The organism is Halomicrobium zhouii, assembly GCF_900114435.1.
In the GTDB taxonomy this organism is placed as follows: Archaea; Halobacteriota; Halobacteria; order Halobacteriales; family Haloarculaceae; genus Halomicrobium; species Halomicrobium zhouii.
Window position 1 is genome coordinate 1,089,053 of sequence record NZ_FOZK01000001.1, and the last position, 14,906, is coordinate 1,103,958.

The window sequence follows — 14,906 nt, forward strand, 5'->3', positions numbered from 1 at the left end:
AGTGTCCGTTCCGCGCACGTCGCTCAGATTTCGACGTCTGCCTCGCTGGTCGCGACCATGGGCAGTTTCCGCATCGCGCGCACCTTGTCCCGGGGTCGGTTTATCTCGACGTGGTGGGCCCGCGGAATGGCGACGGCATCGGTGGCGAACGCCGGGTAGACCACGGGGTACCACTCCTCGCGGTGGCCGGCCAGGTACGACGCCGCCGGGCCGACGGTCGACCGGTCGACGACGCCCACGCCGGCGTGCTGGGGGCCCCGTATCATCCCGTAGTCCGTGACGACGCCCTCCTCGTCACACCGGATCGCCGTCGACTCCTCCTGGTCCCCACGGATGCACCCGACGACGTTCCGTCCGTCGGGGGCACGGGCGAACGCGCCGAGCAGTTCTTCGAGCGCCTGCTCGGTGACGATGACGTCGCCGTTGAGCACGAGCACGTCGTCGTCGACGACCTGGAGCGCCCGGCGGAGCGACTCGGCGTTGTCGTAGTCGTCCCAGTCCTCGACCACGACGACGTCGGCCCCGCCGACTTCGTCACGGACGTTGTCGGCGGCGTAGCCGAGGACGACGGTCACGTCGTCGACGTACTCGTCGAGGACGGCCCGCTGACGGGCGTACAGCGTTCGACCGCCCAGATCCATGAACGCCTTCGGCCGGTCCTCGGTGTGGACCCCCATCCGGCTGCCCTCGCCGGCGGCGAGAATCACTGCGCGCACGTCGCCACCTCCGCTGCGGCGCGCTCGCCGGCGCGTCCGTCCATCGGAATGCCCAGTTCGGACAGCGTCTCGTCCCGTCGTCGCTCGACCTCGGCCGCGTAGCCGTCCTCGTACAGTTCGTCGACGAGTGCCAGCGTGAGCCGGTCGGTCGCGTGGCCGACTTCCGGGACCTCCCTGTCGGCGGCGATATCGGTCAGCTGGACCAGCGGCCGGCCGGTGTGGAGCCACTCCGTCACGATGCCGGAGTAGTCCGACACGAGGAGGTCGGCCCACAGCAGGCTCTCGCGGGGCGTGGCCTCGTCGTCGAACGTGACGTTCGGGAGGTCGGCGATGCGCTGGCGACACCGCTCGGTCACCGACTCGCCGGGCTCCTCGATGCGGTCCATCGGGTGGGGCCGGAAGCGGAGTTCGTAGTCGGTGTCCGCGAAGACGTCGAGGACGTCCTCCGCGGTGTTGACGTAGGACCCGCCGCCGTAGTTGTGGTTCGTCGGGGCGTAGAGCACTCGTCGTTTCCCGGGGGCGTCGGCGTCGACGAGTTCGTCGGCCTCCGGGACGCCGACGACGGGCGTCTCGACCCCGTCGGGGAACTGCTCGCGGTAGTGGTCGGCCCAGAACGACCCGGGTGCGAGCGCGACGTCGACCAGGTCCCCGAGATCCCGGGTCGTGTTCCACTCCTCGCCCCGGCCCAGCGAGCAGCCGTGACGGACGTGAACGACCGGGAACTCGCGGACGTACTGGCGTTCCTCGGGGCGGAACCGGTGGTTCTCGACCACGACGTCCGGATCGAGCGCCCGAACCGCCTCGTCGATAGTGTCGACGTCACCGGGCGGTACGTCGACCATCGGCACCTCGTCCCAGCACCCGACCGCCTCCTCGCGGAGCGGCACGTACGCCGATTCGGCGTCGAGGTGGCGGTCGATCGCCTGGAACGTCTTGCGCATGAAGGGGCGTTCGCAGCTGTAGAGGACTTCGACGGCTCTGTCGGGAGCACGGAGTGTACTCATGCGGACTCACGAACGATACGTCGAGGTTGATTGCGATACTGTCCCATCAATAGCCATAGGATCGTACCGGTCTTACCGGGACAGTTAGTTCACGACCGATAACGGGAGGATACTGCCACCCGCGAGACGGGCAGCCGCGTTTCGCTGCCCATACTGCCGTCCGCTACCGGAGGCGCCCGTCCGGTAGCGGCGCTGGCGGGCGCCGGAATCGCTCTCGATCGGCAGGTGGCCGCCTACTGGGTTGCGGGGCGCGTGGGACTGGCAGGTATCTCGCTGGCACGGGCACACATTAGTGCTCTCCGCCAGGTCGAAGGCGAGTTCGGGCATCGCGGTGGTGTCGAGCCGGTCTGACGTGGGTGGGTGCCGGTGAGTCGGGGCGGGCTCACTCCGAGGGAGACTCGTGCGCGCCAGCGCCCTCGACGGCGTTCTGTTCGGCCGGATTCGGTGCGTTCTCCGGTAACATCAGGTCCACCAGAATCGGGAGGTGGTCGGAGGGGTACACCCCGCTGTCGAAGCAGTCGGCGCACACCCCGTGCTGGACTGGTTCGACGTCGCTGGTGACGAAGACGTGGTCGATTTTTCGCTCGGGGACGAGGTTCTGAAAGTCCGTGACCGTCGTCGTCGGCCCGTGGTGCCCGCGGCGGGCGATCTGGTGGGTGTCCCGGAGCGTCCGCCCGGCGCTTCGCTTCTCCCGGCTCGTCAGGTGTTCGTACGGCGGTGACCCCGCCAGGCAGTTGAAGTCGCCCGTCACGACGACCGGCTCGTTCGCCGCCAGTTCGTCGATCAGGTCGAGCAACAGCTTCGCGCTCTCGAGACGGGCGGTCTCGCCGTAGTGGTCGAAGTGGGTGTCGAACAGGTAGAACTCGACGTCCGTCGCCTCCTCGCGCAGGCGCACGTAGTGCACGAGTCGGGGGAGCTGGGCGTCCCAGCCGACGCTGGCTTCCACCTCGGGCGTCTCGGAGAGCCACACCGTCCCCTCCGCTTCGAGGTTGAAACGGTCGCGTTTGTACCCGATGGCGACGTACTCGCCGGCGCATTCGGGCTCTTCGCGCCCGGTGGCGAGCCACTCGTACTCGGGAAGTCGGTCGCGCAGGTCCTCGAGCTGTCCGTGGAGTGCCTCCTGGAGCCCCACGACGTCGGGGTCGTGGAACCGGATCACGCTGGCGACGCGGTCGCGGCGCGTCCGCCAGGGATGGGTGTTCTCTTCGGGGTTGTCGTAGCGAACGTTGTACGAAAGGACGCTGACCGGGAGGGGCATTGGAATAGTGACTGTTAGCCGTAGAGTTGCGCCGCGATGTCGGACTCGTTCTGGTCGATGAGGGCCGCGACCGCTTCGAGGTCGTCGGCCGAGAGGTTCGGGTTCCCCGTCGTGCCGCTCCGCACGATCGAGAGACGGCCGGTGAGATAGCCCCTGGCCCACATCCGACCGGCGGCCGTGAGGGTCGTTTCGTCCTCGAACAGGTCCTCGTCGGTCGTCGAGCGCATCCCGCTGGCGATGCTCGCCGCGAGGTTGGCGGCGACGGCCTCCAGGAACTCCCGCTCGTACTGTTCCATGACAACGATTGGCGCCCGACGGTGAAGTGAATTGGGACCGAGCGGAGGTGATAACCGCGGGGAGGGACTAGCCCTGGCCGATGGTCAACGCCTTCTGGCTCGACGAGGACGTCGCCCAGGCGGCCCGCTGGCTGGTAGACAGACACGTGACCAGCAGCGTCTTCGAGAACGCGATGGTGCTCACCACCGCCGCCCAGCTCAACGGCCATCCCGAGTCCGAGGACCTGTACTTCAGTCACGCTGACCACCCGCTCACGCGCTGGGCGACCGAGAGTCACGCGAACTGGGAACGCCTTCGCGCGTACACGGCGGCCGCCCACGACGAGTGGCGCTACCGCTGGGACCACACGGACGACGAGGACCACGCGTCCTGGGCGGTGGTGCGATCGCTCGACGAGAGCGCTATTCGCGACCTCGAATGGCCCACCGACGCGGCCCGGGACCCGCCGCAGGTCACCGGCGAGTGGACGGCCGACCACTACGTCGACGCCTACCGGTTCTACTACGCCAACGAGAAACGCCACCTCTTCGCCTGGTCGAAAGACCGGACGGAACCGCCGTGGATCGACGAGTACACCGTCGACAGTCCGACCCACGCGGAGTGAGTGCCGCTGGCCGTGTCACACGGTACCACCAATCTCAAACCATTTAACTGTGCGTCGGGACTAGTACAGGTGTGAGTGAAGAACAAGGGCGTCGCAATCTCCGGATGCCCAACAACGACGAGCTGTTCGCCGTGGTGACGGAACACAACGGCGGCAACCACGTACGCGTCCGCTGCGAAGACGGCGAGAACCGAATGGGCCGGATCCCCGGCCGCATGAAGTACCGAACCTGGATCAACGAGGGCGACGTCGTCCTCGTCGAACCCTGGGACTGGCAGGACGAGAAGGCCAACATCGAGTGGCGCTACACCGGCCAGGACGCAGAGCAGTTGCGCGAAGAAGGCCACATCGACTGATTTTCTGACTGCGAGACGCGCCGCGAACGCGAGCGTGCCATCGTGTCCAGTCTTTCCGACCTGCGAGTGACGACACCTTTCCCGCCGCTTTCCTGTGAGACCCTGGCACGGCCGCCGTCACCGGGTTAGCGGGAAACGTCGGCTTACTTACTCGGTACGTCCCAGCCGTCGAGATACGGCGTGGTTTCCGACCGCCGTCTTGCGTTTTTGGACGCTGGCAGCTCCGTCCCTCCGGCGACTGGGACAGACGCCCGGTTCGGGTTCCGTTCCGCGGCGGGCCACGTATTTTCACCTTAGCGAGTCGGCCGACGTACATGCCGCTGGATAACAAAGCGTCCGCTCTCCCAAGGGTCGCCCGGAATGTCCGACAACAGACGAACGAAAGTAGTGGCGGTCGCCCTCGCAGTGACACTCCTCGCGAGTGTCTTCGCGGGCGGTGCGATCGTCGCTGCACAGACAGACGGGAACGAAACCGGCAACGAGACCGAGACGGAGGCCGACGACGGCCTAAACGAGACCGAGACGGAGGCCGACGACGGCCTAAACGAGACTGATACCGAGACCGAGGCCGATGACGGTCTCAACGAGACGGAGACCGAGACCGAAGACGGCCTGAACGAAACCGAGAACGAAACGGACGCTGGTCTCAACGAGACGGAGACCGAAACCGAGGCCGGCGTGAACGAGACGGACGACGAGGACGAGGAAGAACCCGAAGCCGAGTCCGACGTCGGCATCATCGCTGACGACGACGAGAACGAGACCGAGAACGTGACGGACGCGCGCGGCGACGAGCCCGCGGCAGCGAACGAGACGACCGACGAGATGGACACCCAGCAGACCACCTACCTCCGCGTCGTCCACGGGGCGCCCGACGTCGACGCGGTCGACGTCTCGATCGACAACGAGACCGTCCTCGAGGAGGTTCCCTACGGCGCCGTGAGCGACTACCTGACGCTCCAGGCGGGCGAGTACAACGTGACGGTCACGACGAGCGAAGACGACGAGGTCGTCTACTCGGAGAACGTCACGCTGGACCCGCGGACGGTGACGACCTTCGCCGCCACGAGCGGTGAGATGACCGACGAAGACGAAGCGGACGAGGAAGAAGCGGACGAGGAGGAGACGCCCGAACTCGAGGCCGCGACGTTCAACGACAACGCGTACGAGCCAGCGGACGGTGAGGCGGCCGTGAGCGTCGTCCACCTCTCCCCCGACGCGGGTAACGTCGACGTCACGGTCGAGGGCAGCGACGTGGTCCTCGCCGACAACCTCTCCTACCAGAACGCCTCGGACTACGTGACGGTCCCCGAGGGCGACTACACCGTCGAGGTCCGCATGGAGGGTGACGAGGAGGGCTCCAACATCCTGGAGACCTTCGACGTCACCGTCGAGGGCGGCACGGCCTACTCCGCCATCGCGCTGGGCTACGACCAGCCGCCGGCCGACTCCCAGCGGAGCCTCAACCTGACGGCCGCCGAGGACGCGACGACGACGGTGAACCTGCCTGGTGAGGACAACGAGACGGCGATGAACGAGACGGCGAACGAGACCGACGCCGGTCTCAACGAGACTGAGACGGAGACTGAGACGAACGTGACGGCGAACGAGACGGAGACCGGACTGAACGAGACCGAGACGGAAACCGAGACGGAGACGGACGTCGGATTGAACGAGACCGAGACGGAGACCGAGACTGACACTGGCCTCGACGAGACCGAGACCGAAACGGATGACGGTAACCTGACCATCGGTGGCGAGAACGAGACGGAGGCGAACGAGACGGGCAACGACACGCTGTTGCTCGCACCGTAGCCGGACGGCACGCTACCGATAGCGACCGTTCTACTTTTTTCGCGCGGTGACGCCGCTCACTGCGCAGTCACTGTACTCCGTGAGACGACGTCGCTACCGCTCGGCGAGTCGTTCGTTTCGAGAAAACTTGTACTTCGTCGTCGCCAGGCGGCGACGGGTAGAAGCCGTAGTTAGACGCGTTCGACGTTGGTCGCGCGCGGGCCCTTGGGGGCTTGTTCTATGTCGAATTCGATCTCGGTCCCTTCCGTGAGGTCCTCGCCGCCAACGTCTTCCATGTGGAAGAACACGTCGTCGTCCTCGTCCTCAGTCTCGATGAAACCGTAACCGCCTGTGTCGTTGAAGAAGTCAACCTTACCGTTTGCCATTGCAAATAGACACAGCAGGGTCGCAGGGATAAGGGTTCCGTGAGTCGTGGTACTACGACACGCGTTTCGTGGACGAACGTCCGAAGAGAATCGAACTGGGTGGGCAAATGTCTGGAACAGGGTGCGAACGACGAGATAACTGCCCACGGCGACGGATCGAACGCCCAGTCCTGACGGATCGAAAGTTCCGCGGATCCGGTCGCGGTCGGCCAGTCCGACCTGACTTAAGCGTCGGACCCGAACTTTCGGGTCGTGGATGCCAACAACGTCCGTCAGCAGTGGGCCGACCGGTCCGGCGAGTACTCCCCGGCGTATTACGCCTACTACGGCCCGGACGAGACGAGCGAGCTGATCCGGGCGTCGCTCGCGCGAGAACTCGACCGCGAGGCGTCCATCCTCGAACTGGGTTGCAGTTCGGGTCGCCACCTCGCGCACCTCCACGAGGACGGCTTCGACTCGCTCGCCGGCGTCGACATCAACGACGAGGCCTTCGACGTGATGGCGGATGCCTACCCCGACCTGGCCGAGGCGGGGACGTTCCACGTCGACTCCATCGAGAACGTCGTCGCCGAGTTCGACGACGACCGCTTCGACGCGGTGTACTCCGCCCAGACGCTCCAGCACATCCACCCCGACGACGAGTGGGTGTTCGACGAACTGGCCCGTATCACCGACGAGGTGTTCGTCACCGCCGAGATCGAGGAGCCTGCCGAGGACGCGGAACCCGCCGACGACACCGATCCCGGCACCGTCGCCGACTCCCCCACTGACCCCGACTCCGTCGCTGACGCCGACTCCGCGACTGACGACGGCCACGGGGACGCCGACGTGAACTACGTCCACGACGAGTTGCCGCTGTACTACCGCGACTGGGAGCGGGTGTTCACCGAACGCGGCTTCGAGCAGGTCGACGTCGGCGAGACCCGGCGTGACACCGTCCGGACGTTTCGCGCCACGACGGCGTAGTTCGTCGGTTATCGGTCGTCGTTCGTCGGTTATCGGTCGTCGTTCGTCGGTTGTCAGTCGTCGTTCGGCGCTCTCCGGTTCGTCCAACGTTTATTGGCGTCGCTGCCCCACGTAGCGGTATGGCATCGTCCCGGCCCCTGGACTACCGCCCGTCCCGCCCGGAGATCGCCGTCTTCGTCTCGGGCGTGACAAGTATGGGCCTCGAGATCCTCGCGGGCCGGATGGTCGCCCCGCAGTTCGGCTCTAGCATCTACACCTGGGGCAGCATCATTGGCGTGTTCCTGGCGGCGCTCAGCTACGGCTACTACCGCGGCGGGAAGTACGCCGCGAGCAGGGCCTCCAACGGGCACATGGCGCAGCTGTTCCTCCTGACGGCGCTGTACGTCGCCGTGCTGATATTCGCTGGCGACCTCCTGCTCCGGTCGACGACGGCGTTCCCGCTCCCCAGTCGATACGCCTCACTTCCGGCCATCGTCCTCATGTTCGGCCCGCCGACGTACCTCCTGGGGTACATCAGCCCGTACGCGGCCGAACTCTCGGCGAAGGAGGGCCTCGGTGAGGCGTCGGGGCACGTGTACGCCGTCGGGACCATCGGGAGCATCGTCGGCGCCTTCGCCACGACGTTCCTCCTCATCCCGGCCCTCGACGTCGACGTCATCGGGCTCGTGTTCGGCCTGCTCTCGGTCGGGACCGCCGTCGCGCTCGTCCGCCCCTGGGTCGACGGGGACCAGGCGCTGGCGAGCGTCGGCGTCGCCGTCCTGCTGGTCGCCGCCGCGAGCAGCGGCGCCGTGGGCATCGCCCCGGAGGGCCAGGTCGTCTATCAGACCCAGACCGCCTACCAGGAACTCGAAGTCGTCGACCGCGGCGAGACGCGGACGCTGTACCTGGACGGCCAGCCTCACAGCGCCATGGACAAATCGGAGCCGAATCGCCACGTCTTCGAGTACACGCGCTACTTCCACCTGCCGCTCCTGCTGACCGACGACGTCGACCGCGTGCTGTTCATCGGCGGCGGTGGGTTCACCGGACCCAAGCGGTTCGCCGCGGACTACGACGTCACGGTCGACGTGGCGGAGGTCGACCCGCAGGTCGTCGACGCCGCGGAGCAGTACTTCCGGCTCGAGGAGTCCGAGAACCTGAACGTCCACACCACCGGCGGGCGCCAGTTCCTCCGGGAGACCGACCACGAGTACGACCTCATCGTCGTCGACGCCTACCGGAAGGACAAGGTCCCGTTCCAGCTGACGACAGTGGAGTTCATGCGCCTCGCGAACGACCGCCTCGCCGAGGACGGCATCCTCTTCGCCAACCTCATCTCGGCGCCCACGGGGCCGGCCTCCGAGTTCTACCGTGCGGAGTACCGGACGATTGACCGGGTGTACCCGCAGGTGTACAGCTTCCCCACGACCGACACGGTCGCGGTCCAGAACATCGAGGTGATCGCGACGAAGAACGACACCCGACTCACGGAGGCACAGCTACAGGCGCGCAACGAGCGCCGCGACATCGGCATCGATCTCAGCGAGGAGATAGCGAACTACCGGGACCCGCCCGAGACCGGCGACGTCCCGCTGCTCCGCGACGACCACGCGCCAGTCGACAGCCTGCTCGACCCGATGGTCGGCCAGCGCTACGTCGTCGAGGAGACGGGCGGCAACGCCACGGTCGCGGACTAGGGAACGCCACGGAAGCCGACCAGGGAACCCACCCCCGCCGGCGAGCAGTCCTACGCGCCCCCTCCGTCGTCGGTGTCGTCGGTGTCGTCAGAATCCACGTCTTCGTCGCTGTCAGCGGCCGCGTCCGTCGATCCGTCGGTCTCGTCGGATTCGTCACCGGTCGGCTCGTCCGTCTCCGCTCCGGCGTCCTCGTTCTCCGCGTCGTCGTCGCTCTCCGCCCCGGTCTCGTCGGCGTCCTCGCTCTCTTCGCCCTCCTCGCCGAGGACGTCGTCGGCCACCTCCTCGTCGACGGCCATCTCGCCCGGTTCTTTCGGCTCCTCGTGTGGGTCTTCCTCGGTGCGTTCCTCGATTGCTTCCTCGGAGAGTTCCGTGTCCGACTCGTTCCCTTCCGCGACGTCTCGATCTGATTCGTCCTCTCCGACGGCATCCTCGTCTGTCTCGTCCCGCTCGACGGCGCCCTGGCCGGAGCGGTCAGGGTCCTGGTCCTCGCTCTCCGATGCGCGTTCGCCCGCGGGGGACCCGCTGGAGAGGTCCTCGCCGGGCATGGGTTCGGTTCCGATGGTGCCTTTCGTCGTGCCCGTGCCCCGGGCCCCCTCGTCGCCCTCCGACTGGTCCTCGCTGGTCTCGCCGATGGGGATCTCGAATCCGTCGCCGGATCGGACGTCGCCGACCGTCTCCCTGACCTCGCCCATCGACGGCGTGCGCTCGCTTCGCCGGGCGCGGCGGGCGGCCAGGTAGGCGAGGCCGACGGCGCCCAGGCCGATCAGGACCTTTCTGAGCCCGCCGCCGGACGACCGTTCGTCGCTACTCGTCGTCACGTCCTCGAGTGGATTCGTCGGTTCGTTCTCTCGCCGTGGATCGAGTAATCGGTTCACGTGCACAGTTGGGCCCGCACGATGAAGTTCGTTTGGAATACATTTGGATATGACAGGTCTGCGACCGCACTCGATGGCTGGCCCCTGGGAGTAGACACTTGCCAGCACGGCACGAACGTTCGGGCGAGATGACCTTCGACCCAGACGCCGTCGACGTGGTCGCGTTCGATTCCTACGGCACGATCGTCGACGTCACAACGGTGGAGGAGCCACTTGCCGACTACGTCGACGACCCGGCGGCCCTGGCGAGTCTCTGGCGGGAGCGCTCGCTCACCTACGCGATGGTCGGCAACGCCATCGACGAGTACCACGCCTTCTTCGACCTGATCGAACACGCCCTCGAGTACGCCCTGGCGGCCCGCGGCGTCGACCTCTCGGCGGAGGAGAAGGCGGACCTCTTGCAGACGTACCACGACCTGGACGTCTTCGACGACGTCCACGAAGGGCTCGACCGGCTGCGAGCGGGCGGGTACGACTGTTACGTCGTCTCGAACGGAAATCGCGAGATGCTCGACTCGCTCATCGACTTCGCGGATCTGGGGGACCGGATCGAGCGGACGTTCAGCGCGGACGACGTCGAGCGGTTCAAGCCCGAACCGGCGATCTACCGCCACGCGGCTGCGGAGATCGGGGCGCCCGTCGAGAACGTCGCCTTCGCCGCGGCGGGCTGGTGGGACGTCCCCGGCGCGGTCACCGCCGGGATGCAGGGCGTGTGGGTGAATCGCCAGGAGACGCGATGGGGGCCCTACGAGACGGAACCCGACCTGACCGTCTCGACGTTCACCGAGCTGGCCGACGAACTCGGGGTCTGATCGCTACCCGTCGTCGCGGCCGGTCGTCGGCCGGACCTTCAGCATCGTGATGATGCCGAGGAACCGTTTGCGGACCTCGAAGGAGTCGAAGCCGGCCTCGGCGACCAGGTCGGCGGGCTCCTGGTTCCACCGGCAGCCCATCTTCTCGAAGTGCCGCGGCGCCCACCAGTCCTGGAATCGCGCGACCGGGCCAAGGCTGCTGCGGCCGTGTTCCAGCAGGAGGATCCGGCCGTCGGGTCGGCAGACGCGGTCCATCTCCCGAAGCACCGCTATCGGCTCCGGGAACGTACACGTCGACAGCGACGAGATCACGGTGTCGAAGCTGTCGTCGGGATAGGGGAGGTCGGCCGCGTCGGCCCGCCGGAGGTCCACGTCGAGACCGAGATCGGTCGCCTGGTCGCGCGCCGCCGAGAGCATCGCCTCGCTCAGATCGACGCCTGCGAGTTCGACGCCGTCCGGGAGGTACCGGAAGTTGATCCCGGTCCCACAGGCCACGTCGAGCACGCGCCCGTCTGCGCGGGAGAACAGCCGTTCTCGATACCGGCCGGTGAACAGCCGGTCGAGCGCTTCGAACCGGGCGAACTTCGGCGCCACGTCCTCGTACACCGCCTCGATCTCTTCGGGCTCCTTCGCTGGGCGGTCGCGGGACTCGGCGGTCATACGTGACGATTGGACCGGGCGCGACTAAAGCGCTGACCCGGGCGCGACTACCGACCGGTGGCGCGGGACCGGACGCGGCGTCCCGTGACCCTCGTCGAATCGTTCATCGCTCAGGCGCTGGCCGCGTCGTGACCGTCCAGATCTGTTCAGACGGTTCAGCCAGCAAAACTCGACTGAACTGGCCAGAACTCGGCGTGAACTGGGATGGACGACGTAGTCATCTTATCTGGACGTGGTCGGTAGCGAAGGTACCATGCGAAAAACAGACGACGACGCGACGACGAGCCGACGAGCGTATCTCCAGGCGGCAGGCACAGTCGGGCTCGCAAGCACGGTCGGCCTGGCCGGCTGCTCGGGCCTGACCGGATCGGCCACGGGCACGCTCGCGACGACGGTGAAGGACGCACCGGGCGACATCTCGGACTTCGAATCCTGTGTCGTTACGATCGAGGGCATCTGGCTCAAGCCCGGCGAGGGCGACGAGAGTGATGGCGGCGACGACGGCGAAGGGAGCGGCGAGGACAGCGACGACGAGGCGGCAACCGAAACCGACGCGGACGGCGTGACGACCCAGGACGCCGACGACGTCGACGAGAGCGACGGCCGCGAGTACCACGAGTTCGACGAGCCGGTGGAAGCGGACCTCGTGAAGCTCCAGGACGGCAACTCGCAGCTCGTCGACGACCGCGAGATCGAGACGGGAAGCTACGCGTTCCTCCAGCTCGACGTCTCGAACGTCGAGGGGACGCTCGCCGACGGTGGCGAGGCCGAGGTGGACACGCCCGGGAACGCCCCGCTCCAGTTCAAGGAGGCCTTCGAGGTCCGCGAGGGCCAGCGGACGACGTTCGTCGCCGACTTCACGCCAGTCAAACGAGGTCGGACCGGGAAGTACCTCTTCCAGCCGGTCGCGAGCGGGACCGAGGTCCGGTACGAGGACGTCACCGAGACGGAAACCAGCGACTAGAGCGGTTGGTTCGGCCGGCGACACCGGGAGCACCTTCAACGACGGGCGCTGGACCACTCGACCACTGGACCACCGGACCATCGGACGGAACGATCGTCGAACGGATTTTTCCGCCATCCGTGCGTACTTCTCACACATGACCGAGTTCCGTGGCGCCTGGTCCGAGGAGGAGATCGAGTCCTTCCTGCACGAGACGACGATCCCCATCCGGATCGCCACTCGGCGGTCGGATGGGTCGCTGTGGCCCGTCACCGTGTGGTACCGGTACCGCGACGGGTACTTCGAGTGTGCGACGCAGGCGAGGGCCGACCTGGTGGCCATCCTCCGAAACGACCCGGGCGTCGGATTCGACGTCTCGACGAACGACGTTCCGTACCGCGGGATCCGTGGGAGTGGCGTCGCCACCGTCTCGCGCGACGGCGGCCGTGACGTCCTGCGCGAACTCGTCCAGCGCTACCTCGGCGGGACCGAGTCGTCACTGGCCAGGTACCTGCTCAGTGACGACCGCGACGAGGTCAGGATCCGGATCGATCCGCGTGAGATCTACAGCTGGGACTACACCGAGCGAATGAGAGGCGTCTGACGGCAGAGCGGTGGCCCCCTCTCGTCGCACGCCCACCGAATCCGCCGTTCGGCGCTGTGGATAGAAAGTCGGCCTCGGCACTCGAACCAGTAATTATCACCGACGAACGGAACTGACACTGTCTCCGCTCTGAAGGGCCGGGCAGTATCACTGGCTTCCCGCACTGGTGCCCATGCTATTTTTATGTCAACGCATTAGACTGATGTATGTCCCCGGATGGGTCTGCTCCCAACGAACGTTCTCAGCGCTCTACGGGCTCGAAGGCCAGCGTACAATACTGGGCCCCAGCAATTGCGGCGAGTCTGACAACGTTCATCATCGTCGTCAACGCCTCCCTGATGAACGTGGCCATCCCCACGATGGTGGCTGAGTACGATACCACGGTCACCGCGATTCAGGGGGCGGTCGCACTCTACTCGCTGGTGATAGCCGCACTGATTCTCCCGGCCGGTACGCTGCCGTCTCGGCACAGCAGTCGGCGTGTAATGGCAGTCGCGCTTATCGTCTACGCCGGTGGGACGCTGGTGGCTGCCATTAGCTGGAATACGACGGTTCTCTACATCGGCTGGTCGTTCATCGAGGGGTCCGCGGCCGCCGTGTTATTTCCTCTGACGTTCACTGTGCTGACAGTCAGCTACGAAGACGAGGACCGGGCGAAGGCGTTCGGACTGTTGGCCGGCGTGCACGGGGTTGGCTCGACGCTCGGACCGATAATCGGTGGCGCACTAACCACGTTCGCGAGCTGGCGATGGGGGTTTACGCTCCAGCTCGTCGGTGTGGGGATTATCCTCTTCTTCGTTCAGTACGTGAGTTCGAAACCGCTATCGGAAACAAGCAGTTCGCTCGACAGGGGTGGGACAGTTCTGTCCATCGTCGGTGCGACGTCACTCGTTGTCGGATTCCTTCTCAGCGGGAAGTACGGTTGGTTGCTCGCGAAGCGACCGTTTTTCGTCGGCGACGTACAGCTCAATCCGCTCGGCACGTCACCGGCGATCTGGTTCCTCGGGGTCGGACTTCTCGCGTTCGCCGCGTTCGTTCAGTACGAACGCCGACTGGAACGTGCCGGGAAGTCGCCGCTCGTTCCGCTGCACGTCCTGACGAACCGCTCCTTTCTATCCGGTGTCGTCACGTACAACATCCGCTCGATAGTCTCGGCCGGCTTCATGTTCGTCTTCCCGGTCTATCTTCAGGCGGTACTCGGCTACACCGCCTTCGAAACCGGGCTCGCGTTGTTACCGTATTCCATCGCGTCGATCCTCTTTGCGACGCTCACGACTGGCTGGCGTACGTACGTCTCGCCGAAGACGCTTATCCAGGTCGGCATCGTCTGTATGGGCGTTGGACTGGTGCTGTTGTACGAACAGACGGGCCCCGGTCAGACGATACGCAGGATGCTTCCCCCAGTAGCGCTTTACGGGGCCGGTGTCGGTCTCATCGTGGCACAGATCGGTAACATGACGATGTCGTCCGTCCCCACCGCGGACTCCCCCGAGGCATCCGGCGTCCTGAACATCAGCAGCTCGATAGGATTCTCCCTGGGAACCGCAGTCATCGGCTCGTTTTTCCTCGGACGGTTCTACGGGAGTGTCGTCGATGGCGTCCTCCGAGCGGAACACGAGTCCGTTTCCGGAGCGCAACGAACTGAGCTGATACTAGCGCTCGAAGACGCAGCAGAGACGGCGACCGAAGCCACACAGCAGCAGTTCCTGCGCCAACTCAGTCCCGAACGACGACAGTTGTTAGCGGGTATCTTCGAGGCCGCGATGTTCGACGCGCAACGAGCGGCGCTGCTCCTACTAGTCCTGCTGGTGTTGCTCCTGCTTGTCGCATCGACGTTCTTGCCGCGCCAGATACCGGAAGCCGACGAACGAACCGACCACCCAGAATCATCCCGGGATCGTCAGTGATAGTTCCACCTCCCCAGTCCTGTCTGTGCCCGGGGTCCCCGACCTGTT

General features: G+C 66.1%; 16 protein-coding genes. 9 read left to right on the top strand and 7 right to left on the bottom strand.

Going from position 1 to position 14,906, the window contains the following annotated elements:
* Positions 1–23 precede the first annotated feature (23 nt).
* From BM337_RS05000 to BM337_RS05015, 4 genes are all read right to left on the bottom strand, one after another.
* Complete coding sequence (locus tag BM337_RS05000) at positions 24–716, bottom strand: NTP transferase domain-containing protein (RefSeq protein ID WP_089814492.1); 693 nt, start codon at positions 714–716, stop codon at positions 24–26.
* A complete protein-coding gene (locus BM337_RS05005; RefSeq protein WP_089814494.1) occupies positions 704–1,720 on the bottom strand; it encodes a CDP-glycerol glycerophosphotransferase family protein in 1,017 nt (338 codons plus the stop codon). The genes BM337_RS05000 and BM337_RS05005 overlap by 13 nt, the downstream gene beginning before the upstream one ends.
* A 382-nt stretch (positions 1,721–2,102) precedes the next feature.
* Complete coding sequence (locus BM337_RS05010; protein WP_089814496.1) at positions 2,103–2,978, bottom strand: endonuclease/exonuclease/phosphatase family protein; 876 nt, start codon at positions 2,976–2,978, stop codon at positions 2,103–2,105.
* A 14-nt stretch (positions 2,979–2,992) separates the two neighbouring features.
* Positions 2,993–3,274: a hypothetical protein gene (locus tag BM337_RS05015; protein ID WP_089814498.1), complete on the bottom strand. Its 282-nt coding sequence runs from the start codon at positions 3,272–3,274 to the stop codon at positions 2,993–2,995.
* An 80-nt stretch (positions 3,275–3,354) separates the two neighbouring features.
* Between BM337_RS05015 and BM337_RS05020 the strand changes: the two genes are divergently transcribed.
* The 3 genes from BM337_RS05020 (at position 3,355) to BM337_RS05030 (ending at position 6,050) form a co-directional block, all read left to right on the top strand.
* Positions 3,355–3,879 carry a hypothetical protein gene (locus tag BM337_RS05020; RefSeq protein ID WP_089814500.1) on the top strand — a complete coding sequence of 175 codons (525 nt, stop codon included), beginning with the start codon at positions 3,355–3,357 and terminating at the stop codon, positions 3,877–3,879.
* Between the two features lie 71 nt (positions 3,880–3,950).
* Positions 3,951–4,235, top strand: coding sequence for a translation initiation factor eIF-1A (eif1A, locus tag BM337_RS05025; RefSeq protein ID WP_089814502.1), 285 nt, complete (start codon positions 3,951–3,953; stop codon positions 4,233–4,235).
* Between the two features lie 360 nt (positions 4,236–4,595).
* On the top strand, positions 4,596–6,050 hold the full coding sequence (locus BM337_RS05030; protein WP_089814505.1) for a DUF4397 domain-containing protein: 1,455 nt from the start codon (positions 4,596–4,598) through the stop codon (positions 6,048–6,050).
* 170 nt (positions 6,051–6,220) lie between these two features.
* Here the strand turns inward: BM337_RS05030 and BM337_RS05035 are convergent, their stop codons facing one another.
* On the bottom strand, positions 6,221–6,415 hold the full coding sequence (locus BM337_RS05035; protein WP_089814507.1) for a cold-shock protein: 195 nt from the start codon (positions 6,413–6,415) through the stop codon (positions 6,221–6,223).
* A gap of 252 nt (positions 6,416–6,667) precedes the next feature.
* Here BM337_RS05035 and BM337_RS05040 point away from each other — a divergent pair, with 252 nt between their 5' ends.
* Entirely contained in the window at positions 6,668–7,381 is a 714-nt protein-coding gene (locus tag BM337_RS05040; RefSeq protein ID WP_089814509.1) for a class I SAM-dependent methyltransferase, read from the top strand.
* Positions 7,382–7,500: 119 nt separating this feature from the next.
* On the top strand, positions 7,501–9,057 hold the full coding sequence (locus BM337_RS05045) for a spermidine synthase (RefSeq protein WP_089814511.1): 1,557 nt from the start codon (positions 7,501–7,503) through the stop codon (positions 9,055–9,057).
* Between the two features lie 50 nt (positions 9,058–9,107).
* Here BM337_RS05045 and BM337_RS05050 read toward each other — a convergent pair whose 3' ends face one another.
* Entirely contained in the window at positions 9,108–9,932 is an 825-nt protein-coding gene (locus BM337_RS05050) for a hypothetical protein (RefSeq protein WP_143117639.1), read from the bottom strand.
* 128 nt (positions 9,933–10,060) lie between these two features.
* Between BM337_RS05050 and BM337_RS05055 the strand changes: the two genes are divergently transcribed.
* Positions 10,061–10,744: a haloacid dehalogenase type II gene (locus tag BM337_RS05055; RefSeq protein ID WP_089814515.1), complete on the top strand. Its 684-nt coding sequence runs from the start codon at positions 10,061–10,063 to the stop codon at positions 10,742–10,744.
* Positions 10,745–10,747: 3 nt separating this feature from the next.
* Here BM337_RS05055 and BM337_RS05060 read toward each other — a convergent pair whose 3' ends face one another.
* Positions 10,748–11,404, bottom strand: coding sequence for a class I SAM-dependent methyltransferase (locus BM337_RS05060; RefSeq protein WP_089814517.1), 657 nt, complete (start codon positions 11,402–11,404; stop codon positions 10,748–10,750).
* Positions 11,405–11,657: 253 nt separating this feature from the next.
* Here BM337_RS05060 and BM337_RS05065 point away from each other — a divergent pair, with 253 nt between their 5' ends.
* The 3 genes from BM337_RS05065 (at position 11,658) to BM337_RS05075 (ending at position 14,858) form a co-directional block, all read left to right on the top strand.
* Positions 11,658–12,368 carry a DUF4382 domain-containing protein gene (locus tag BM337_RS05065; RefSeq protein ID WP_089814519.1) on the top strand — a complete coding sequence of 237 codons (711 nt, stop codon included), beginning with the start codon at positions 11,658–11,660 and terminating at the stop codon, positions 12,366–12,368.
* 136 nt (positions 12,369–12,504) lie between these two features.
* Entirely contained in the window at positions 12,505–12,951 is a 447-nt protein-coding gene (locus BM337_RS05070) for a pyridoxamine 5'-phosphate oxidase family protein (RefSeq protein ID WP_089814521.1), read from the top strand.
* Between the two features lie 338 nt (positions 12,952–13,289).
* Positions 13,290–14,858 carry an MFS transporter gene (locus BM337_RS05075; protein ID WP_245778611.1) on the top strand — a complete coding sequence of 523 codons (1,569 nt, stop codon included), beginning with the start codon at positions 13,290–13,292 and terminating at the stop codon, positions 14,856–14,858.
* Positions 14,859–14,906 lie beyond the last annotated feature (48 nt).